At 71.3% G+C, this 20235-nt stretch carries 20 protein-coding genes; 18 read left to right on the top strand and 2 right to left on the bottom strand.

The annotated features are described in order from the left end of the window. Nucleotides 1-155 precede the first annotated feature (155 nt). The 3 genes from QQZ14_RS03320 (at nt 156) to QQZ14_RS03310 (ending at nt 3802) form a co-directional block, all read left to right on the top strand. Complete coding sequence (locus QQZ14_RS03320) at nt 156-1685, top strand: Re/Si-specific NAD(P)(+) transhydrogenase subunit alpha (RefSeq protein ID WP_284532744.1); 1530 nt, start codon at nt 156-158, stop codon at nt 1683-1685. Continuing rightward, on the top strand, nt 1685-3100 hold the full coding sequence (gene pntB / locus QQZ14_RS03315) for a Re/Si-specific NAD(P)(+) transhydrogenase subunit beta (protein ID WP_284532743.1): 1416 nt from the start codon (nt 1685-1687) through the stop codon (nt 3098-3100). The genes QQZ14_RS03320 and pntB overlap by 1 nt, the downstream gene beginning before the upstream one ends. A 522-nt stretch (nt 3101-3622) precedes the next feature. Beyond that, entirely contained in the window at nt 3623-3802 is a 180-nt protein-coding gene (locus QQZ14_RS03310) for a hypothetical protein (RefSeq protein WP_284532742.1), read from the top strand. A 73-nt stretch (nt 3803-3875) separates the two neighbouring features. Here QQZ14_RS03310 and QQZ14_RS03305 read toward each other — a convergent pair whose 3' ends face one another. After that, entirely contained in the window at nt 3876-4739 is an 864-nt protein-coding gene (locus QQZ14_RS03305) for an IclR family transcriptional regulator (protein ID WP_284532741.1), read from the bottom strand. Between the two features lie 142 nt (nt 4740-4881). On the opposite strand from QQZ14_RS03305, the gene QQZ14_RS03300 reads away from it, so the two are divergent. From QQZ14_RS03300 to QQZ14_RS03255, 10 genes are all read left to right on the top strand, one after another. After that, nucleotides 4882-5607, top strand: coding sequence for an ABC transporter permease (locus tag QQZ14_RS03300; RefSeq protein WP_284532740.1), 726 nt, complete (start codon nt 4882-4884; stop codon nt 5605-5607). Continuing rightward, nucleotides 5600-6628: an ABC transporter ATP-binding protein gene (locus tag QQZ14_RS03295; RefSeq protein ID WP_284532739.1), complete on the top strand. Its 1029-nt coding sequence runs from the start codon at nt 5600-5602 to the stop codon at nt 6626-6628. The genes QQZ14_RS03300 and QQZ14_RS03295 overlap by 8 nt, the downstream gene beginning before the upstream one ends. Nucleotides 6629-6639: 11 nt before the next feature. Continuing rightward, nucleotides 6640-7428 (top strand): ABC transporter permease, encoded by a 789-nt coding sequence (locus QQZ14_RS03290; protein ID WP_284532738.1) that lies wholly within the window; start codon nt 6640-6642, stop codon nt 7426-7428. 93 nt (nt 7429-7521) lie between these two features. Then, on the top strand, nt 7522-8460 hold the full coding sequence (locus QQZ14_RS03285) for a glycine betaine ABC transporter substrate-binding protein (RefSeq protein ID WP_284532737.1): 939 nt from the start codon (nt 7522-7524) through the stop codon (nt 8458-8460). Continuing rightward, complete coding sequence (fae, locus tag QQZ14_RS03280; RefSeq protein ID WP_284532736.1) at nt 8457-8981, top strand: formaldehyde-activating enzyme; 525 nt, start codon at nt 8457-8459, stop codon at nt 8979-8981. The genes QQZ14_RS03285 and fae overlap by 4 nt, the downstream gene beginning before the upstream one ends. Beyond that, nucleotides 8978-9943 (top strand): NAD(P)-dependent oxidoreductase, encoded by a 966-nt coding sequence (locus QQZ14_RS03275; protein WP_284532735.1) that lies wholly within the window; start codon nt 8978-8980, stop codon nt 9941-9943. The genes fae and QQZ14_RS03275 overlap by 4 nt, the downstream gene beginning before the upstream one ends. Continuing rightward, nucleotides 9940-11427, top strand: a complete 1488-nt coding sequence (locus QQZ14_RS03270) for an NAD-dependent succinate-semialdehyde dehydrogenase (RefSeq protein WP_284532734.1) — start codon at nt 9940-9942, stop codon at nt 11425-11427. The genes QQZ14_RS03275 and QQZ14_RS03270 overlap by 4 nt, the downstream gene beginning before the upstream one ends. Further along, nucleotides 11424-12212 (top strand): SDR family oxidoreductase, encoded by a 789-nt coding sequence (locus QQZ14_RS03265; RefSeq protein WP_284532733.1) that lies wholly within the window; start codon nt 11424-11426, stop codon nt 12210-12212. The genes QQZ14_RS03270 and QQZ14_RS03265 overlap by 4 nt, the downstream gene beginning before the upstream one ends. 34 nt (nt 12213-12246) lie before the next feature. Then, nucleotides 12247-13746 (top strand): FAD-binding oxidoreductase, encoded by a 1500-nt coding sequence (locus tag QQZ14_RS03260; protein WP_284532732.1) that lies wholly within the window; start codon nt 12247-12249, stop codon nt 13744-13746. After that, a complete protein-coding gene (locus tag QQZ14_RS03255) occupies nt 13743-15194 on the top strand; it encodes an FGGY-family carbohydrate kinase (RefSeq protein ID WP_284532731.1) in 1452 nt (483 codons plus the stop codon). Before QQZ14_RS03260 ends, QQZ14_RS03255 begins: the two co-directional genes overlap by 4 nt. Before the next feature lie 103 nt (nt 15195-15297). Here the strand turns inward: QQZ14_RS03255 and QQZ14_RS03250 are convergent, their stop codons facing one another. Continuing rightward, nucleotides 15298-15870 (bottom strand): response regulator transcription factor, encoded by a 573-nt coding sequence (locus tag QQZ14_RS03250; RefSeq protein WP_284532730.1) that lies wholly within the window; start codon nt 15868-15870, stop codon nt 15298-15300. A gap of 439 nt (nt 15871-16309) precedes the next feature. On the opposite strand from QQZ14_RS03250, the gene QQZ14_RS03245 reads away from it, so the two are divergent. From QQZ14_RS03245 to QQZ14_RS03225, 5 genes are read left to right on the top strand one after another with little or no spacing between them, the layout of a single operon-like run. Further along, on the top strand, nt 16310-16813 hold the full coding sequence (locus QQZ14_RS03245) for a hypothetical protein (protein WP_284532729.1): 504 nt from the start codon (nt 16310-16312) through the stop codon (nt 16811-16813). Nucleotides 16814-16871: 58 nt separating this feature from the next. Continuing rightward, the gene (locus tag QQZ14_RS03240) at nt 16872-17519 is read left to right on the top strand and encodes a M15 family metallopeptidase (protein WP_284532728.1); all 648 of its coding nucleotides are present in this window, start codon (nt 16872-16874) and stop codon (nt 17517-17519) included. 43 nt (nt 17520-17562) lie between these two features. Continuing rightward, nucleotides 17563-18696 (top strand): GTPase family protein, encoded by a 1134-nt coding sequence (locus QQZ14_RS03235; protein WP_284532727.1) that lies wholly within the window; start codon nt 17563-17565, stop codon nt 18694-18696. 50 nt (nt 18697-18746) lie between these two features. After that, on the top strand, nt 18747-19445 hold the full coding sequence (locus QQZ14_RS03230; RefSeq protein ID WP_284532726.1) for a hypothetical protein: 699 nt from the start codon (nt 18747-18749) through the stop codon (nt 19443-19445). A gap of 41 nt (nt 19446-19486) precedes the next feature. Further along, nucleotides 19487-20173 (top strand): NAD-dependent deacylase, encoded by a 687-nt coding sequence (locus tag QQZ14_RS03225; protein WP_284532725.1) that lies wholly within the window; start codon nt 19487-19489, stop codon nt 20171-20173. The last annotated feature ends 62 nt before the right edge of the window (nt 20174-20235 follow it).

The raw sequence follows: 20235 nt of genomic DNA, 5'->3' as shown, positions 1-20235 counted from the left end.
GACCCTTCTGAGCGGGACCTCCGCCGGGGTAGCGTGCGTCGCGCTCGGCGCGTCCATGCTGTGGGACGCATGAGCCAGACGTGACTACGGTCACTGACAGGTTTGAGTCCGGCTGGTGAGGTGTCACCGGCCGTCAGCGTCCCCCAGGAGGTCCTGTGCGTATCGGTGTTCCGCGCGAGTCGCGAGCGGGTGAGACCCTCGTCGCCGCGACCGCTTCGACGGCGTCGCGCCTGGTCAAGCTCGGCTACGACGTCGTCGTCGAGTCCGGCGCCGGTGGTGCGGCCAGCCAGCCCGACGAGGCGTACGCCGACGCCGGCGTCACGGTCGGCAGCGCCGAGGACGTGTGGTCCAGCGACATCGTCGTGAAGATCAACGCCCCCACCGACGACGAGGTCACCCGCGTGCGCCGCGGCGCCACCGTGGTGTCGCTGATGGCGCCGGCGCGCTCGCCCGAGCTCGTCGAGCGGCTCGCCGCCGCCGGCGTGACCGCGCTGGCGATGGACGCGGTGCCGCGGATCTCGCGGGCGCAGTCGATGGACGTGCTCTCGTCGATGGCCAACGTGGCCGGCTACCGGGCCGTCGTCGAGGCGGCGCACGCCTTCGGCCGCCAGTTCACCGGTCAGGTCACCGCCGCCGGCAAGATCCCGCCGGCGCGAGTGTTCGTCGTCGGCGCCGGCGTCGCCGGGCTTGCGGCGATCGGCGCGGCCGGGTCGATGGGCGCGATCGTCCGCGCCTTCGACGTACGTCCCGAGGTCGCCGAGCAGGTCGAGTCGATGGGCGCGGAGTTCGTCACCGTCGACATGCAGTCCGAGGTCAGCGCCGACGGCTACGCCAAGGAGATGACCGAGGAGCAGGAGAAGGCGACGGCCGTGATGTACGACGAGGAGGCCCGCGCGGCCGACATCGTCATCACCACCGCCCTCATCCCAGGTCGCCCGGCACCGCGGCTGATCAGCGAGGAGACCGTGGCCGCCATGCGCCCCGGCAGCGTGATCGTCGACATGGCCGCGGCCAACGGCGGCAACGTCGCCCTGACGGTGGCCGACCAGGAGGTCGTCACCGCCAACGGGGTGCGGATCCTCGGCTACACCGACCTCGCGGGCCGCCTGGCGGCGCAGACCTCCCAGCTCTTCGGCACCAACGTCGTCAACCTGCTGACGCTGATGACGCCCGAGAAGGACGGTGCCCTCACCCTCGACCTCGACGACCCGGTCCAGCGCGGGCTGACCGTCGTGCACGAGGGCGAGGTCCTCTGGCCGCCGCCCCAGGTGCAGGTGTCCGCCGCGCCCAAGGCCCCGGCGCCGCCCGCGCCGGCCGAGCCGCCGCCGCCGAAGAAGAAGCGGCCGATGTGGATGGTGTTCGCCGCGGTGTCCGTGCTGCTGTTCCTCGTGGCCACGACGGCCCCGGCCCCGCTGCCGGAGCACTTCTTCGTGCTCACGCTCGCGATCGTCATCGGCTACTACGTGATCGGCAACGTCCACCACGCGCTGCACACACCCTTGATGAGCGTCACGAACGCGATCTCCGGCATCATCGTCGTCGGCGCCATGCTCCAGCTCGGGGTCGACGACGCCGCCGTACGCACCCTGTCCTTCGTCGCAGTGCTCCTCGCCAGCATCAACGTGTTCGGCGGCTTCGCCGTGACGCGCCGGATGCTCGGCATGTTCCGGAAGGCGGACCAGTGATGAGTGCCGTGAGCATCGCCGTCGGCGCCTACCTGGTCGCCTCGCTCCTCTTCATCCTCAGCCTCGCGGGCCTCTCGCGCCACGAGAGCGCCCGCAACGGCGTCAGCTACGGCATCGCCGGGATGGCGCTGGCGCTGGCCGCCACCGTGGGCCTGCTCGTCCACGACACCGACGAGACGCTCCCGCTGGTCCTCCTCGTCGTGGCCGTGTCGGTGGGGGCCGCCATCGGCCTGTGGCGGGCCCGGGTGGTCGCGATGACCGGCATGCCCGAGCTGATCGCGCTGCTGCACTCCTTCGTCGGTCTGGCCGCGGTCCTCGTGGGCTGGAACGGCTACCTGTACGACGAGGGGCTCACCGGCTCGCTGTACCGGATCCACAGCGCCGAGGTGGGCGTGGGTGTCTTCATCGGCGCCGTGACGTTCACCGGCTCGATCGTCGCCAACCTCAAGCTCTCGGCCCGCATCAAGTCGGCGCCGCTGGTGCTGCCCGGCAAGAACATGATCAACCTCGGCGCCCTGGCGGTCTTCGCGGTGCTGACCGTGTGGTTCGTCGTCTCGCCGAACCTGGGCGTGCTGATCGCCGTGACCGCTGTGGCGCTCGCCCTGGGGTGGCACCTGGTCGCCTCCATCGGCGGGGGCGACATGCCGGTCGTGGTGTCGATGCTGAACAGCTACTCCGGCTGGGCCGCGGCCGCGTCCGGGTTCCTGCTCGACAACAACCTGCTCATCGTGACCGGGGCGCTCGTCGGGTCCTCGGGTGCCTACCTGTCCTACATCATGTGCGAGGCGATGAACCGCTCGTTCATCTCGGTGATCGCCGGCGGCTTCGGGATCGAGGTCGCCTCGTCGGGGGACACCGACTACGGCGAGCACCACGAGATCTCGGCCGAGGAGGTCGCCGAGCTCCTGGCCGACGCGTCCGGCGTGATCATCACCCCCGGCTACGGCATGGCGGTCGCGCAGGCGCAGTACCCGGTCGCCGAGCTCACCAGCAAGCTGCGGGCCCGCGGCGTCGACGTCCGCTTCGGCATCCACCCCGTCGCCGGCCGGCTGCCCGGTCACATGAACGTGCTGCTCGCCGAGGCGAAGGTGCCCTACGACATCGTCCTGGAGATGGACGAGATCAACGACGACTTCCCGCGCACCGACGTCGTCTTGGTCATCGGCGCGAACGACACCGTCAACCCCGCCGCCCTGGACGAGCCCGGCAGCCCGATCGCCGGCATGCCGGTGCTCCATGTGTGGGAGGCCAAGGACGTGATCGTCTTCAAGCGCTCCATGGCCGTGGGCTACGCGGGCGTGCAGAACCCGCTGTTCTTCCGCGACAACACCCACATGCTGTTCGGGGACGCCAAGGACCGGGTCGAGGACATCGTGCGGCAGCTCTCCGACATCCCCCAGCAGGCCTCTCGCTGACGACGTCGGTAGTTCGGCACCACAGCTCGGGCGGCCCGGCAGGACTCGGGGTGAGCGCATCGACCTCGAACTCGGGGAGGGCGACGTCTCGTCTGCCGAGCACATGATCGAGTGGTTCGCCGCCAAGGACCCTGCTCAACAAGACGGGCGAACGCGAGCGGCGATCGGTGCGTGCGGTGGCAGGCGGCCGAGGGAAGGTGTGGCGGGTCACCTCGACCGAGGCGAACGCCGCCCGTCGCGCGAGCCCGGAACCGTCTTCTCCATGCTCCGACTATTCCCGCGCCTACCTCGGCACAGGCGCGGCCGCGGCCGCGACCGGAGCGATCTCGACCCCTACGAGCAGGACCTGGAACTCGGCGTCGGCTCGTGGTGTCCGACGAGGGTCGGGATCCTGCCGCAGGCACCCCGGCCCGACCCAGCTGCGATCTCGGTGTCGCTAGGGTGCTTGGCGTGTTGAGTCGTGCGATGGGCCCGGCGCGTCCCTTCGAGGTGCGCCTTCGTCACCACGTGCCAGGAACACCGATGGACGACGACCTGAGGTACCGGTGGGTGGGATCGGCGACCGATGAGGCCGACGCCGTCCTGCTGGCGAAGGCCCAGGCGCGCGCAGATGGGTGGGACCCCGTCGGACCTGTTGCCTATCGGGTTGTCGAGCAGACGGGGTTCCTGCCCGTTGCCCACGAATGGGTCGAGTCCGCGTAGCTGCCATCGACCGGCGCAGGTGGGTTGTCACGCGATCGTGCAGCAGTCCGGCGTCGTGCCAGGGCTTCCCGCCTCAGGAGGAGCCGTGGCCGAGCTCGGCGGAGAGCGCTCGTGCACAGTGCGCGACGTACCGGCCCAGCTCGTCCATGCGGTCACCGAGGCGGGACCGGGGTGCGCTGATGTTCAAGGCGGCGACGATCACTCCGGACGCGTCGCGGACCGGGGCCGAGGCGGCCACCACGCCGTCCTCGAGCTCGGCGTCGGAGGTGGCGTACCCCCGCTGGCGGATGCGGGTCAGCTCGGCGTGGAGGGTCTCGAGGTCGCTGACCACGAGGCGGCCCGGCTCGGGGTCGGTGAGCAGCGAGAAGGCGCCGGGTGCGGGGGACTGGAGCGGGTTGACCAGGGCAGCGTCGTGGCCGTGCGTGGTGTACCACGACGCCACGGATGCCTGGTCCCAGTCGCTGACCAGCACGCGTCCCGACGGCGTTCGCCATGCCGCCGTGGTCGTGCCTGCCCAGCTGGTGGTGCCGACCACCTGGGAGCTCAGCTCGCTGAGCAGCGTGAGGACGTTGCCGCCACGCAGCACGCACAGGTGGGTCGTCTCACGGGTGGAGGTGGCCATCTGGCGCAGGATGGGACGAGCCCGCCGTACCAGCGCCGCCTCCTGGGTCTGGGCAGCCAGCGCGAACAGCTTCGGGCCCAGGTCATAGGTCAGCCGCTCGGGGTCCCGGCGCAGCAGTCCGGCGTCGGCGAGGGTCGCCAGAGCGCGGGACACGGTCGCCTTGTCCCGGCTGAGCAGTTGGGCGATCTGCAGCACCCGCAGGCCGCCCTCGCGCTGGGCGTCCGGCCCCGCGAGCAGCTCGAGCAGCTCGACGTCCCGCGCTAGACCGCTGGAGTTGCGGCGCCCGGGGACGTTCGACGCGGAGGCACGGGACATCCGGCGAGCGTACGAAGTTGTTGACATATACGCAACATCCGTTGTGCAAACTCAATCGGCACTGCGATCGTCCTACACCAAACGTGACGGCCGTCACTCGCAGGAGATGAGCGCCGGCACTCAGACTCTCGGAGGAGGTGACATGGACGCGCTGGCACTCGCGGGACGACACGGTCTGGTGGCCGACTCGTCGGTCCGCGCCGACGGCAACCAGGGCCTCGGCGGCCTCCAGACGTTCCTCGATCGCCGTTCCGACGACCTGACTCAGATGATGGTCGACCACATCGAGGTGGTCGCCCTCTCGGTCGGGATCGCGACCGTGCTCAGCATCGCCATCGCGCTGCTGGTTTGGGACAGCCCCATCGGCCGGAACCTCGCCGTCACGTCGACCGCGATCATCCTCACGGTCCCGTCGCTGGCGCTGCTCGCGATCCTCAGCCCGCTGTTCGGGCTGGGCTGGGGGCCGACCGTGACCGCGCTGGTCCTCTACTCGATGCTCCCCATCGTCCGCAACGCGGTCACCGGCCTGCGCGAGGTCCCCGCCCACGTCCTGGAGTCAGCGCGCGGCATGGGGATGAGCCCGACCCACGTGCTGCTGCGGGTGCAGCTGCCGATGGCGTGGCCGATCATTCTCACCGGCATCCGGGTCGCGACCCAGCTGGCCATCGGGATCGCCGCGATCGGTGCCTACGTCGCCGGACCGGGTCTGGGGCAGTACATCTTCAAGGGCCTCTCCTCCCTCGGATCCGTCAACGCTCTCAACTACGCGCTCAGCGGGACCGTCGGCGTGGTGCTGCTCGCCCTCGTCGCCGACGCCCTCTTCGTCCTGATCGCCCGGTTCACCACTCCCAGGGGTCTCCGTGTCTGACACCAGCAGGATCTTCCCGTCCTCCACGAACACGTCCGGGGGCGTCAGCATCGAGCTCGACGGGGTCACCAAGGTCTATCCCGGGCAGAGCGTCAGCGCCGTCCAGGACTTCTCGATGCGCATCCAGCCGGGCGAGCTGATCATGCTGGTCGGCCCCAGCGGATGCGGCAAGACGACCACGATGAAGATGGTGAACCGGATCATCGAGCCGTCGTCGGGATCCATCCGGATCGACGGCCAGGACGTCCTCGGTCTCTCGCCCGACCAGCTGCGACGCCACATCGGCTACGTCATCCAGCAGATCGGCCTCTTCCCGCACATGACGATCGCGGACAACATCGCGACCGTCCCACGGCTGCTGAAGTGGCCCAAGAAGCGCATCAACGCACGGGTCGAGGAGCTGCTCGAGACCGTCCAGCTCGACCCCAGCGTCTTCGCCAAGCGGTTCCCGCGCCAGCTCTCCGGCGGTCAGCAGCAGCGCGCCGGCGTCGCGCGCGCTCTGGCCGCCGACCCGCCGGTGATGCTCATGGACGAGCCGTTCGGCGCGACCGATCCGATCACCCGCGAGAAGCTCCAGGCCGAGTTCCTCCGGCTCCAGGCCGACATCGGCAAGACGATCATCTTCGTCACCCACGACTTCGACGAGGCGGTCCGCCTCGGAGACCGGATCGCCGTGCTGAGCGACAACAGCCGCATCGAGCAGTTCGACACCCCCGACGCGATCCTCGCCGCGCCCGCCAACGAGTACGTCGCCTCCTTCATCGGCTCCGGCGCAGCGCTGAAACGTCTCGCCCTGCTGACGGTCACCGCCGCGGCCCTGGCGCCAGCCGCCGGGCCGGCCACCGGGCCGACCGTGGCCGCGACCGCCACCCTGCGGGACGCCCTCGACCAGCTGGTCGTGACCGGTGCCGACGCGCTGACCGTGCTCGACGAGGACGGCCGGGTGCTCGGCCGGCTCCGACACGCCGACATCTCCGCGGCCCTCACCCGAGCGCCCCGAACCCAGCCGGTGACGCTGTGAGCGTCGACGTCGTGACCCCCGCTGGCAGCACGCCTGCCGTCGGCGACCGGACCACGCTCCTCGGCACGCCGGGAACCGGTCTGTCCCCCCTGCGCGTCCTGGCCGCGCCCGTCCTCATCGCTGCCGGGCTCGTCGTCCTCCTGATCTGGGTCAAGAGCCAGGACCTGGACTCGATCGAGCAGCGGACCCTGAACTCCGACTACCTCGTCGCCCGGGTCCGCGAGCACCTCGAGCTCTCGTTCGCCGCCGCAGCGCTGGTCGCGGTGATCGCCATCCCGGTGGGGATCCTCATCCACCTCACCCGGTCGAGGCTCCTCCGGTCGCTGGTGCTCGCGCTCGCCAACATCGGCCAGGCCACACCTGCAGTCGGAGTCGTCATCCTCCTGGCGATCGTGTGGAAGACGGGGTTCACCACCGCCCTCGTCGCCCTGGTCGCCTACTCGTTCCTCCCGGTGCTGCGCAACACGCTCACCGGACTTGCCGAGGTGGACGCACCCACGCGGGAGTCGGCACGCGGCATGGGCATGACCCGGTGGCAGGTGCTGCGCCGGATCGAGCTTCCCCTCGCCTCCCCAGTGATCCTGGCCGGCCTGCGCACCTCACTGGTCTTCGCCGTCGGAGTCGCGACCATCGCGACGTTCATCAACGCCGGCGGTCTCGGGGACATGATCGTGAACGGCCTGAAGCTCCAGCGCTACCCGGTGCTCATCGTCGGGTCCAGCCTGGTGGCCGCCATCGCGATCCTCATCGACTGGCTCGCCGGTCTCGTAGAGGAGCTCGTGCGCCCGCGCGGACTCTGACGATCCCCGGCTCCGGCCGATGCCCTCCTCCGTGACCGGCACCGACCGCTGACCGGATCTGCCCTCTGACCCCTCACCATGCGAAGGAACACGATGAAGAAGAAGCTCGCTCCTGCCCTGATCGGCCTCAGCGTCCTCGCCCTCACCGCGGCGGGCTGCGGTGGCGACGGCAACTCCGACTCCGGGAGCGCCGGCCAGGAGCTGGACGGACTGACCGGCACCATCGGCTCCAAGGACTTCTCGGAGCAGTACATCCTCGCCTACATCACCGGCGACCTGCTCAACGCGCACGGCGCCGACGTCGACGTGAACACGCAGCTGGTCGGCTCGGCCAACACCCGTCAGGCCCTGGAGAACGGCGACTTCATCGGCTACTGGGAGTACACCGGCACGGCGTGGATCACCTACCTGAAGAACACCAAGCCGATCACCGACCCCCAGCAGCAGTTCGACGCCGTGAAGGAGGCCGACGCCAAGAACGGCATCGCGTGGATCGACCCGGCGCCGTTCAACAACACCTACGCCTTCGCGATCCGCTCCGACAAGGCCGCCGAGCTCGCCGTGAAGACCCTCAGCGACGTCGCCGCGCTGCCGGACTCGGAGCAGACCTTCTGCATCGAGAGCGAGTTCAGCACCCGAGACGACGGCTGGCCGGGCGTCTCGGCGGCCTACGGCATCGACGTCCCGGACGGCAACGTCACGCTCCTCGACACCGGCGTCATCTACACCGCGACCCAGAAGGGCGACGACTGCAACTTCGGCGAGGTGTTCTCCACCGACGGGCGCATCAAGGCGCTGGACCTCACCGTGATGGAGGACGACCAGCACTTCTTCCCCGTCTATCAAGGCGCGTTGACCATGGACGCCGATGCGGTGAAGAAGTACCCCGAGATCGCCGACATCATCGGCGAGGTCGCGCCCCTGCTGACCACCGAGAAGATGCAGGAGCTCAATGCGAAGGCCGACGTCGACGGCGAGGATCCCGAGGACATCGCCGCCGAGTTCCTCGACGACGCGGGCCTGCTGAAGTGAGCGACCCGATCTATCAGGTCGGCGAGTCCTTCGTCGGCTCGGGCGCCAACGCCGCGCACATCAACACCGTCCTCGGCAGTCGCTCGGGGCCGGTCGGGACGGCCTGGGCCACCGCCCTCGCCACTCCGAGTGCGGGGCACGTGCCGTTCATGGCGGTGGTGAGGCCCGGCATCCCGGTCAAGCCGCCGACCCTCTTCGTCACCAAGGCCGCCCCGGAGGGCGACGAGCACGGGCTGATGATCTGGGGTCCGGCGCAGGCCGGGGTCGCCGCCGGCGTCGGCGACGAGCTGGACGGCGGCGGGGCGCTCGGCGCACTGGACCTCGACCAGCTGGTGCTGATCTGCGCCGTGTGGGTGAACCCGGCAGCGAACGACGCGGACGAGGTCTTCCGCAACAACCGAGAGGCCACCGCGACGGCCCTGCGCAGCGGCGCGCTGGGGCTCCCGGCCACCGTCGACGTCCTCGCCGCCCGCGGCGACGTCCACAACCCGTTCTACACACCTGCCACACCGAGCATGTGAGGACTGACCACACCATGCAGCAACGCACGCCGACCCGGATCGGCTTCGTCGGACTCGGGAGCATGGGGTCGGGCATGACCCGCAACCTGCTGAAGGCCGGGTTCGAGCTGGTCGTCCACGACGCCCGCCGCGAGCTCCTCGACGAGTACGCCGCCCTGGGTGCAGAGGTGGCCGACTCCGCGGCCGCGGCCGCCGCAAGCGCCGGCACCGTGATCACGATGCTGCCGACGCCGGCGATCGTCAACGAGGTCGTCAACGGGCCGGACGGCATCCTCGCCGGCCTGCCGGACGAAGGCACCTGGATCGACATGTCCACCTCGGTACCGGCGGTCGCCGACGACGTACGCCGGCGCACCCCCGACCGGGGCATCGTGGTCCTCGACGCCCCGGTGAGCGGGATGGCGGTGGGTGCCGCGGCCGGCCGGCTGCAGATCTTCATCGGCGGCGACGCCGAGCAGGTCGAGCGGCTCCGACCGGTGTTCGAGGCGATGGGCGACCCGGAGCGGATCCTGCACGTGGGGCCGCACGGGGCCGGGTATGCCGTCAAGCTGATGATCAACCAGCTGTGGTTCTCCCACCTGGTGGCGACCGCCGAGGTGCTCGCCGTGGGCGTCAAGGCCGGCGTCGACCTCGGGGTGTTGCGCGACGCGCTGGTCGCCAGCCCGGCCAACAGCAACTTCCTCGAGCACGACGTGGTCTCGATCCTCCAGCACGGCGACTACGACGAGGGGTTCGCCATCGCCCTGGCCTGCAAGGACCTCGGCCTGTCGACCGACCTCGCCGCCACGGTGGGCGTGCCGGTAGAGGTCTCGGCCGTCGTCGAGCAGGTCTACCGCCGGGCTCGGGCGACCTACGGCGACCGCGCCGGCGAGATGACGCCGTTCCAGCTCTACGAGGACCTCCTCGGACGCCCGATGCGGCTCGGAGGCGACGCGGAGGCCCGTCGGGCGGTGACGGCATGAGTGCCGATGTGGGCGACGTCATCGCCGGGATCCCCACCGACCTCTACATCGACGGCGCGTGGGTTGAGGCCGAGGGCGGGCGTCGCTTCGGCGTGACCGATCCGGCGACCGGCGCGGTCATCGCGTCGGTGGCCGACGGGTCCGCTGCCGACGGACTCCGAGCCCTGGATGCGGCCGCCCGGGTCCAGGAGTCCTGGGGCCGGACCCCGGCCCGGATGCGCGCGGAGATCCTGCGGCGCGGATTCGAACTGGTCACCGCGCGAGCCGAGGAGTTCGCCCGCCTGATCACCCTCGAGATGGGCAAGCCGCTCACCGAGAGCCTGGCCGAGGTCGCGTACGGCGCCGAGTTCCTTCGCTGGTTCAGCGAGGAGGCGCCACGGGTGTCGGGGAGCTACGCCACCGCGCCCGACGGGGCCAACCGGCTGCTGGTGCGCAAGCGCCCGGTCGGTCCGTGCCTGCTCATCACGCCGTGGAACTTCCCGATCGCGATGGCGACCCGCAAGGTCGCACCGGCGATCGCAGCCGGCTGCACGATGGTGCTCAAGCCCGCCGATCTCACACCCCTCACCTCGCTTCTCTTCACCTCGGTCATGGCGGAGGCGGGTCTGCCGGCCGGCGTACTCAACGTCGTGACCACCACGGACCCGGGGGCGGTCAGCGGGCCGCTGCTCGATGACCACCGGCTGCGCAAGCTGTCGTTCACCGGCTCCACGCCGGTCGGGCGCCGGCTGATGGCCGCGGCGTCGGAGCGGGTGCTCAAGGTGTCGATGGAGCTCGGCGGCAACGCACCACTGATCGTGTGCGCGGACGCCGACGTCGACGAGGCCGTCGAGGGCGCCCTGGTGGCGAAGATGCGCAACGGCGGTGAGGCGTGCGTGGCGGCCAATCGGATCCTCGTGCACTCCTCGGTCGCCGAGGAGTTCACCGAGAAGCTGACCGCCCGGATGCAGGCCTTCGTCGTGGGACCCGGCTCTGAGGCCTCGACCACGCTGGGCCCGCTCATCGACGAACGGTTCCGGGCCAAGGTCGCTGCGCTCGTCGACGGCGCGGTCGCCGCCGGTGCCCGGGTGCTGACGGGAGGTGCTCCTGCCGAGGGGCCGGGCTACTTCTATCCGCCGACGGTCCTCGCCGGTGTCCGCGCCGACATGGCGATCGTGCGCGAGGAGATCTTCGGCCCGGTCGCTCCGGTCATCGTCTTCGACGACGACGCGGAGGCGGTGTCCTCGGCGAACAGCACGGAGTACGGGCTGGTCGCCTTCGTCTTCACCCGCGACCTCGACCGGGCGCTGCGGCTGTCGGAGCAGTTGGAGTCCGGGATGGTCGGCATCAACACGGGTGTGGTCTCCAATCCCGCCGCCCCGTTCGGCGGCGTCAAGGCCTCGGGGCTCGGGCGCGAGGGCGGTGCGGAGGGGATCGAGGAGTACCTCGAGACCGTGTACGTCGGGATCCGCGACCCCTTCGCGACCGCGGAGCGTTCCGCGTGAGCGGCCCGTCCGTCGACGCCTTCGGGCTCGACCACTTCTCCCTCGCCGGCAAGCGCGCCATCGTGACCGGCGGAAACACCGGCCTCGGGCACGCGTTCTCGGTCGCGCTGGCCGCGGCCGGAGCCGATGTGTTCGTCCCGAGCATCACGCCGGACGAGGGGAGCACCGCGGCGTTGGTGGCCGGACGACACGGCCGTCGCTACGCCAGCATGCAGGCCGACCTGACCCAGGCCGGCGTGCCGGCAGCCGCGGTGCGGCGGTGCGTCGAGGAGCTGGGCGGGGTCGACATCCTGGTGAACTCCGCGGGGATCTGCCTCCTCGCCGACGTCGCCGACTTCGGCCGGGTGCAGTGGGACCCGATGATCGCGGTGAACATGACCGCCGCCTTCGAGATCGCCCACGCAGCCAGCGCCGAGATGGTGCGCCAGGGCAGTGGCAAGATCGTCAACATCGCCTCGTTGTTCTCGTTCCTCGGCGGACGGCAGTCACCGGCGTACGCCGCCACCAAGGCAGGCATCGTCGGCTTCACCAAGGCCTACTGCGACGAGCTGGGTGCCCACAACGTCCAGGTCAACGCGATCGCGCCGGGCTACTTCGCGACCGCGATCACCACCGCCACCCGCGGCGACGACGACGCCAACCGGCGGATCGTCGAGCACATCCCGGCGGGCCGGTGGGGCGACCCGGCCGACCTGATGGGCGCACTCGTGTTCCTCGCGTCACGGGCGTCGGACTACGTCAACGGCCATGTGCTCGTGGTCGACGGCGGCTACCTCGTCCGCTGACCCGATCCCACCTCCGACCCCCGAAGGACCCCGCATGGTCGCCTCCCGCTCCACCCTCAGCCGCGACGAGGTCGTCGCGGCCGTCACGAGCATCCTCGGTGTCGCGCAGGTGGACACCGACGAGTCGCACCTGCGCGCCAGCAGCGTGGACCGGTTCCGCAAGTACACCGCCGTGCACGGGATCTTCGACGGGCCGATCCCCGCGATCATCGCCTACCCGACCTCGACCGACCAGGTCGCCGCACTGCTCGAGCTGGCCGACCGCGAGCGGATCGCGGTCGTCCCGCGGACCGGCGGCACGAGCACCGAGGGAGGCCTGGAGACGGTCGTCGAGGACGCCATCGTCCTCGACGGGTCCCGCATGGACCGCGTCATCGCCGTGAACGCCGAGGACATGATGGTGACCGCGCAGTGCGGCGTACCGCTCCAGCGCCTCGAGGACCAGCTCCGTGAGCAGGGCCTGACCACCGGGCACTCTCCGCAGTCCAAGCCGATCGCCCAGCTGGGCGGCCTGGTCGCGACGCGGTCCATCGGGCAGTTCTCCACGCTGTACGGCGCGATCGAGGACATGGTGGTCGGGCTCGAGGCGGTCCTGCCCGGTGGGCGGATCGTGCGGATCAAGAACGTGCCGCGCCGGGCCGCCGGTCCGGACATCCGGCACGTCGTGATCGGCAACGAGGGCGCGCTCGCCTTCATCACGGAGGTCACCGTCAAGGTGTTCCGCTGGTACCCGGACACCGCGCGGTACCACGGGTTCATGGTCCGGGACTTCGGCGCCGGCGTGGGGCTGCTGAGGGACGTGCTGACCGCGGGCTACCGCCCCGCGGTCGCGCGGCTCTACTCTCCCGAGGACGCGCGCCAGCACTTCCCTGACCATCCGATGAACCAGAACCTGGTCGTGCTCTCGTCCGAGGGTCCGGCGCGGTTGGTGGCCGCGACGTCGGCCGCCGTCGAGGAGATGGCCGCCGCGGTCGAGCATCTCCCGGTGGCCGAGGAGCGGATCCGCAGCTGGTTCGAGCACCTCAACTGGGGTCCGGACCGGATCGAGGCCGAGAAGCAGGACATGCTGCGCACCTCGCACCTCGGCTACACGACCGAGGTCTCGGTCGACTGGTCGCGCACCGCGGAGCTGTACCACGCCGTGATGACGCGGATCCGGACGACCTTTCCGCGGGCCGGCGACCTCACCCTGCTGGGTGCGCACTCGTCACACTCCTACCAGACCGGCACGAACCTCTACTTCGTCTACGACTACCGGATCGCCTGTGAGCCGCGTCGGGAGATCGAGGAGTATCACGTCCCGCTCAACGCGATCATCGTCGAGGAGGCGCTGCGGGTCGGCGGGTCGATGGTGCACCACCACGGCGTCGGGAAGTACCGGACGCCGTGGGTGCGGGAGGAGCACGGCAGCGCCTACTACCTGCTGTCCGGGTTGAAGCGGACCTTCGATCCGCACCATGTCATGAATCCCGGCTCGCTCTTCCCGATCGACGAGGCGGGCCTTCCGGTCCTCGCGGAGGACGGCAGGCAGTGACCGACCTGTTCCTCGCGATCGACGGGGGCTCGCAGAGCACCAAGGTGTCGGTCATCGACCAGCTGGGCGTGGTGCACGCGTCGGCGTCCGTGCCGCTGCGACCCTACGAGCTCGGGCCGAACGGCCGTGCCGTCCACCCCGACGACGACCTCTGGGACACCCTCGTCGGCGCCGCGCGTGCGGCGTTGGCGTCGTTCGCCGCCGCGGGTGGCGAGACGTCGGGAATCGTCGCGGTCGGGCTCTGTGGCATTCGGTTCTGCCGCGCACTCGTCGGCTCCGACGGGAGACTGGTCGAGCCGGTGCTGAGCTGGATGGACGCGCGAGTGTCACGGCCGCTGTCGCCGGTGCCTGCGGAGGTGACGCTGGTCGCGAGCGCGGGGGGCTATCTGGCCGCGCGGCTGACGGGTGTACGGCGAGACAGCGCCGCGAGCTATCAAGGAATGTGGCCGATCGATCCCGCCACCCGACAGTGGTCGACGGCGCCGACTGAGCTCGACCGGACCGGCATGCCGCTCGAGCTGCTGCCTTCACTCGTGGATCCCGGCGAGCTCCTGGGCGAGGTGCTGCCGGCAGTGTCGTCGGAGACCGGCATCCCGGCGGGCCTGCCGGTGTACGCGACCGGCAACGACAAGGCGGTCGAGGCGCTCGGGTCCGGTCTGGTCCGGGGCGGGTCGGTGCTGCTGTCGCTCGGCACCTACATCGCCGCGATGACGGTCGGCCGGGAGCTCGTCGAGGGTGACGACCGGTTCTGGGTCAACGCCGCGGCGGTACCGGGGCGCTACCTCTACGAGAGCGCCGGGATCCGCCGCGGCATGTGGACGGTGAGCTGGCTGCGGCAGCTGGTCTCCGCCGCACTGCCCGACACGACCGACCCGGCGGCGATCCAGTCGTGGCTGGAGGTCGGCGCCGCCGCCGTCCCCCCCGGCTGCGGCGGGCTCTTCACCGTGCCCGACTGGCTCGCGCCCGGACACGCGCCGTACCGACGAGGTGCGATCCTCGGGCTGGATGGGTCGCACCAGGCGGCGCACCTGTATCGATCGCTGCTCGAGGGCATCCTCATGACGATGCATGGTCACACCCAGGCCCTGGAGGCCGCGCTCGGCCTGTCGCCCGGTCGGCTGGTGCTGTCAGGTGGTGGGTCGCGCTCGGCGTTGATGAGCCAGATCGCCGCCGACCTCTTCAACCGGCCCGTGGAGCGATCGGCCGTCTCCGATGCGGCCGGCCTCGGTGCCGCCATCTGCGCCGCCGTGGGACACGGCAGCTACCCGGACTTCGAGTCAGCCGTCGCGGCGATGGTGCGTTCCGGGACTGACGTGCTGCCCGACCCGGGGAGTGCGGAACGGTACGCCGACATCGTGCCGGTGTATGCGGAGATCACCGGCTTCACCGACCCGCTGTTCCAGCGGCTCAACGGCTTCGGTGCCGAGTCGGCCGAGCGAGGTGGATGAGGCCCGAAGCAAGCGTTGTCGACACCCGCGCCTCGGGGACCGGACCCTCGCAACCGAGCCGGGGCTGGGGCCCCACGGTTGACGGCGTCTCACCGCCTCGAGGTCAGAGCCAGCCGTGGTGGCGGGCGAGCAGTGCGGCCTCGGTCTTGTTGCGCGTGCTGGTCTTGCCGATCGCGTCGCTGAGGTAGTTGCGCACGGTGCTGGCCGACAGGTGCAGTCGCGCGGCGATGTCCGCGATCGAGGCGCCGGTCTCCGCCTCCGCCAGCACGTCGCGCTCCCGTGCGGTGAGCGGGTTGACGGCGGTGCGGAGCGCCAGCCCGGCGAGCTCGGGGTCGATGACGGTCTCGCCGGCGGCGACCCGGCGGATCGCGTCGGCGAGGCCCTCGACTGGGCCGTCCTTGACGAGGAAGCCGGCGGCGCCGGCGGCCATGGCCCGTTGGAGGTACGCCGGGCGGGCGAACGTCGTCACGATCACGACCCGGCAGCCCGGCAGCTCCTCGGCCAGATGGGCGGCGGCGTCGAGCCCGGAGAGCTCGGGCAGCTCGATGTCGAGCAGGGCGATGTCGGGTCGGTGCTCGCGGGCCGCCGGGAGGATCTCGGATCCCGTCGAGACCTGGGCGACGACCTCGAGGTCCTGCCGGCAGCCGCAATCTTCGTCGATGACACGCCCGCGCACGTCGAAGTCGCGACCAGATCCGGGCTGCGCGACCTGTTCCGCTCGGGAACCCAGGTGCGTCGGAACCGATCGTCGCCGCCGATCGTCGGACCCTTGTGCGCCGGGCAACCACCGCGTCGGCCCTGCTGGCCGGCGCCCTATCGCTGGGACCGCTGAGTGCCTGTGGTGACGAGGAGGCGAGCCTCGGGAGGCCTGCTGCGTCCGAGTACGACGGGCCCCTCCACCTGCCCGAGGGCGAGGGCAGGCACCCGCGGGCCGGTGCCGCCGGCGACGTCGTCGACTGCGACAGTTGGGGCTCCGGGGGTGCGTTCGGCGGAGACGAGTACTCCGAGGGGCCACGGCCGACGATCCGCGAGCAGCTGTCCGCACGGCGTACAGCGAAGGGCTGTTCCTGACCCTGCCACCGGACCTTCGCGTCGCTGCGCAGACCGAGGATCGGGTGCTCTACGTCGCGGAGGTCGACGGTCGGCCCAAGGCCGCGGTGATCGTTCACGACGGACCGGGGAGCGAGGGTGCCGGCGGCGACGGCTGGCACGTGGAGTCCTGGGCTGTCTGCGACCCGGTCGAGCTGCCGAGCGGCTTCGTCGAGGAGCTCGGCTACGAGGTGTGGACGGACGCCGAGGGACGCACCGTGCCGACCAGCGAGCTCACCGTGATCCGTGGCCCCGAGCACTGCGACTGGCAGGACATGACCTTCCTGACCCTGACCCGGCAGGGCGAGGATCCGACGTTCGTCCGTGACCCCGACCCGGAGCTCCGTGAGTACTTCGCGGAGCCCTACGAGCCACACACGAGGCTGCCCGGCGACGCGGTCGACTCGGGCTTCCGCCGCGACGGTGACCGACTCTGGCTCGCTCCGGACGAGTCTCGCGCGTACGTCGGAGCGACGGTCGACGACGTCGAGCTGTGGCCGCGCACCGTGCGACCGCTGGGCTGCGACTGACTGGTCGTCGAGACCGTCGGGGTGGAAGCGCAACCCCAGGGCGTGGTGGCATGGCGGCATGGACGACGTCGTGCTGCTGTCCGATCCACGCATCGCCGCGATCGCCGAGCCCGACGCTCCACAGCCGGGGCTGGTCGACCTGGCCGGTGCTGCGGACCTGGTGATCGACCACCGCAAGGAGGATCCGGAGGGGCACTGGCGCCGGCTCCGGGCGCCGGTCGCCGACCTGCTGGGCACGGCCGCTGTGCTGGCCGCCGACGAAGGCGTGGCGTTGCGGCTGGTCGAGGGTTTCCGGCCGGCCGCTCTCCAGGGTCGCTACTTCCACGAGTACGTCGCGACGCTGCGCGGCCTGCACCCGCAGGCCGACGACGCCACCTTGCGGACCCTGGCCGCCCGCCACGTGAGCCCGCCCGAGGTGGCGCCGCACACGGCAGGCGCGGCGGTCGACGTGACCCTCGAGGCCGGCGGCGTCGAGCTCGACCTCGGCAGCGCGGTCAACGCGACCCCGGAGGCCAGCGGCGGACGCTGCTACACCGGCGCGCCCGACGTCGCCGGTCCGGCTGCCGAGCACCGGCGCCTGCTGATCGCGATCATGGACCGGGCGGGCTTCGTGAACTACCCGACCGAGTGGTGGCACTGGTCGTACGGCGACCGGTACTGGGCCTGGTCGACCGGGTCTCGGCGGGCGTTGTTCGGGCCGGCCTGAGCCGGAGGGGACGGACGGTTGCGCCTCCTGGGATCCTGGACCCGTGGCAACCCCCGCTGATGACTGGTTCGGCCAGGCCTTCTCGAAGGCCTGGCGGGACAAGGCCGAGGAGATCGGGCGGTTCAACCTGGCGATCTTCGGCAAGACCGGGGTCGGCAAGAGCACGCTGGTCAACGCGATCTTCGGCCACGAGATCGCGGCCACCGGCATCGGTGAGCCGGTCACCCGCGCCGAGCACCTCTACCTCCACCAGAGCGGCACGCTCGGCGTGCTCGACACCCGCGGGCTGGAGGTCGGCCGCGACAACGACGTGCTGATCGCCGAGCTCAAGGACTACCTCCACGGGATGCGCCGCAAGCCGCTCGCCGAGCAGCTGCACGTCGCCTGGTACTGCGTCCGGGCCGGTGACCGGCGCTTCGAGGCGACCGAGGCGGAGTTCGTCCGCGCGCTGCACGAGCTCGGGCTGCCGGTGATCCTGGTGCTCACCCAGGTGCCGAGGTCGGGCGCTCGAGTGCACCCGGACGCCGAGGCGCTGGCGGCCAGCATCGCCGAGCTGCGCCTGCCCATCGTGGACGGGCTCGTCCACTACACGATGGCCCTCGAGGACGACTTCACCGGCCAGTCGGCGTACGGCCTGCAGGAGCTCCTCGATGCCACCTTTCGCGGCGCGCCTGAGGGCGTCGCCCACGCCATCACCGCCGCCCAGCGGATCGACTTCGCCCGCAAGCGCGAGCGCGCCGAGCGGGCGATCAAGACGGCGACGGGAGCCGCCACCACCGCCGGAGCCTCCCCGATCCCCTTCTCCGACGCGGCCATCCTGGTTCCGCTCCAGATCGGGATGATGGCCTCGATCGCGGTGACGTACGGCGTGCCGCTCGAGCGCTCGACGGCCGCGTCGCTGGCCGCGACCGCGGCCGCCACCACCGCGGGCCGGTCGCTGGTCACGAACATGATCAAGTTCGTCCCCGGCGCCGGCACGATGGTGGCCGCGCCGATCAGCGCGACCGTGGCCGGCACGTTCACCTACGCGATGGGGCACGCCTGGCTGCGGGTCTGCGAGCGACTGGCCCGAGGCGAGCTCGGTGCGGTCGGCGGAGCCCTGGACGGGGAGTCGGTGCGCAAGGTGTTCCTCGAGGAGTTCAAGACCCAGGCCGCCCGCAGGCGGTTGACGCGCTGAGTCCGGCGCCCGGGTGTGTGGAACGTGCGGATGCCGGGCATACCCCCGCCATGCGGATCACACGGGGGTGGGCCGCGGTCGTCCTGATCGCGGCGTTGACAGCGGGCGGATGCTCCGACGGCGGGGGCGCGACGACGGCCGACCCGGGCCGGAGCACGGTCGAGGGCGACGGCTCGGCCGCGGCCGGGACGCCGAGTCAGGACCCGACGCCGACGCGGTACACCGACCGGCAGCTGGGCGCTGCGCTGCCCCGGGGACGTCAGCAGCTGCACGGGGTCACCGAGGTGGCCACCGAGTGCCGCGACCTCACCAAGCCCTGCAGCGGCATCCGCGGCTGGGGGCTGGTGGACGCCAACGCCGACCCGGCGTCGATCCGGCTGCTGGTCTCGGTGCTCCGGACCCACGACCCCTCCACCCAGGCCGAGCAGCGGCGCCAATGCCCCGACGGCCACTTCGACCAACCGCTGAAGTGGAACCGGGCCCACACGTCGTACACCATCGGCGAGCGCGGCCAGGGGCGGTCCTGGCCATTCAGCATCGGCGAGTGGCACGGGTTCGTGTGCCAGAAGACCGGGGTCCAGCTGTACACGAACGGCCCCTCGAAGCGTCACACGTGGCAGATGGCACTGCTGACCAACGGCGTGCACGACCTGACGACCTCGGCGCTGACGCTGGGCGAGACCAAGGCGCTCGCCCGGGAGTACCTCGCCCGGCTGACCGTCGGCGCCGGCCTGACCGGTGGCGGCTGAGAGCCTCACACGGGGAGTCGACCCGACCGTAGTGTGGGGGTGTGAGGGTCGTGGTGCTGACCGGTGCCGGGATCTCCGCCGAGAGCGGCGTCCCGACGTTCCGCGACGCCGAGGGCCTGTGGCACGGCCACCGGGTCGAGGAGGTCGCGACGCCCGAGGCGTACGCGCGGCAGCCCGCGCTGGTGCACCGCTTCTACGACCAGCGCCGCGCGGCCCTGGCGTCCGTCGAGCCGAACGACGCCCACCGGGCGCTCGCCCGCCTCGAGGGTGAGCTCGGCGGCGACCTGCTCCTGATCACCCAGAACATCGACGACCTCCACGAGCGCGGCGGGTCGCAGCGCGTGCTGCACATGCACGGCCGGCTCCGCTCCGCGCTCTGTGGGGGCTGCGCGCGCCGGTTCGACTGGACCGGCGCCCTGGGCGACCGGCCGCCGTGCCCGCACTGCGGGCGCCGCGAGCTGCGCCCTGACGTGGTGTGGTTCGGCGAGCTGCCCTACGACATGGACCGCATCCACGGGGCCCTCGGCACGGCCGACCTGTTCGTGTCGATCGGGACGTCCGGGGCGGTGCACCCGGCCGCCGGCTTCGTGCTGTACGCCGCCGCGCAGGGGGCGCGGACCGTCGAGCTCAACCTGGAGCCCAGCGTGGGCAGCCGCCTGTTCGACGAGACCCGGCACGGCCCGGCCACCCACCTCGTGCCCGCCTGGGTGGACGAGCTGCTGCGCTAGTCCCTGACGTTCGCGGGTCCCGGCGGCGGCACGACCCCGCAGACGACAAGGACTATCGGCCA

Source organism: Nocardioides sp. T2.26MG-1, from assembly GCF_950101795.1.
Lineage (GTDB): Bacteria > Actinomycetota > Actinomycetes > Propionibacteriales > Nocardioidaceae > Nocardioides.
Note: the sequence above shows the minus strand (reverse complement) of the source record. Positions and strands in the feature narration are given on the sequence as shown.

Excerpts from the sequence above, each read along its gene's own strand:
- QQZ14_RS03260 (WP_284532732.1), top strand. The coding sequence starts at position 12,247 with ATGGTCGCCTCCCGCTCCACCCTCAGCCGCGACGAGGTCGTCGCGGCC.
- QQZ14_RS03270 (WP_284532734.1), top strand. The coding sequence starts at position 9,940 with ATGAGTGCCGATGTGGGCGACGTCATCGCCGGGATCCCCACCGACCTC.
- QQZ14_RS03230 (WP_284532726.1), top strand. The coding sequence starts at position 18,747 with ATGCGGATCACACGGGGGTGGGCCGCGGTCGTCCTGATCGCGGCGTTG.
- QQZ14_RS03240 (WP_284532728.1), top strand. The coding sequence starts at position 16,872 with ATGGACGACGTCGTGCTGCTGTCCGATCCACGCATCGCCGCGATCGCC.
- pntB (WP_284532743.1), top strand. The coding sequence starts at position 1,685 with ATGAGTGCCGTGAGCATCGCCGTCGGCGCCTACCTGGTCGCCTCGCTC.
- QQZ14_RS03305 (WP_284532741.1), bottom strand. The coding sequence starts at position 4,739 with ATGTCCCGTGCCTCCGCGTCGAACGTCCCCGGGCGCCGCAACTCCAGC.
- QQZ14_RS03300 (WP_284532740.1), top strand. The coding sequence starts at position 4,882 with ATGGACGCGCTGGCACTCGCGGGACGACACGGTCTGGTGGCCGACTCG.
- QQZ14_RS03310 (WP_284532742.1), top strand. The coding sequence starts at position 3,623 with ATGGACGACGACCTGAGGTACCGGTGGGTGGGATCGGCGACCGATGAG.
- QQZ14_RS03285 (WP_284532737.1), top strand. The coding sequence starts at position 7,522 with ATGAAGAAGAAGCTCGCTCCTGCCCTGATCGGCCTCAGCGTCCTCGCC.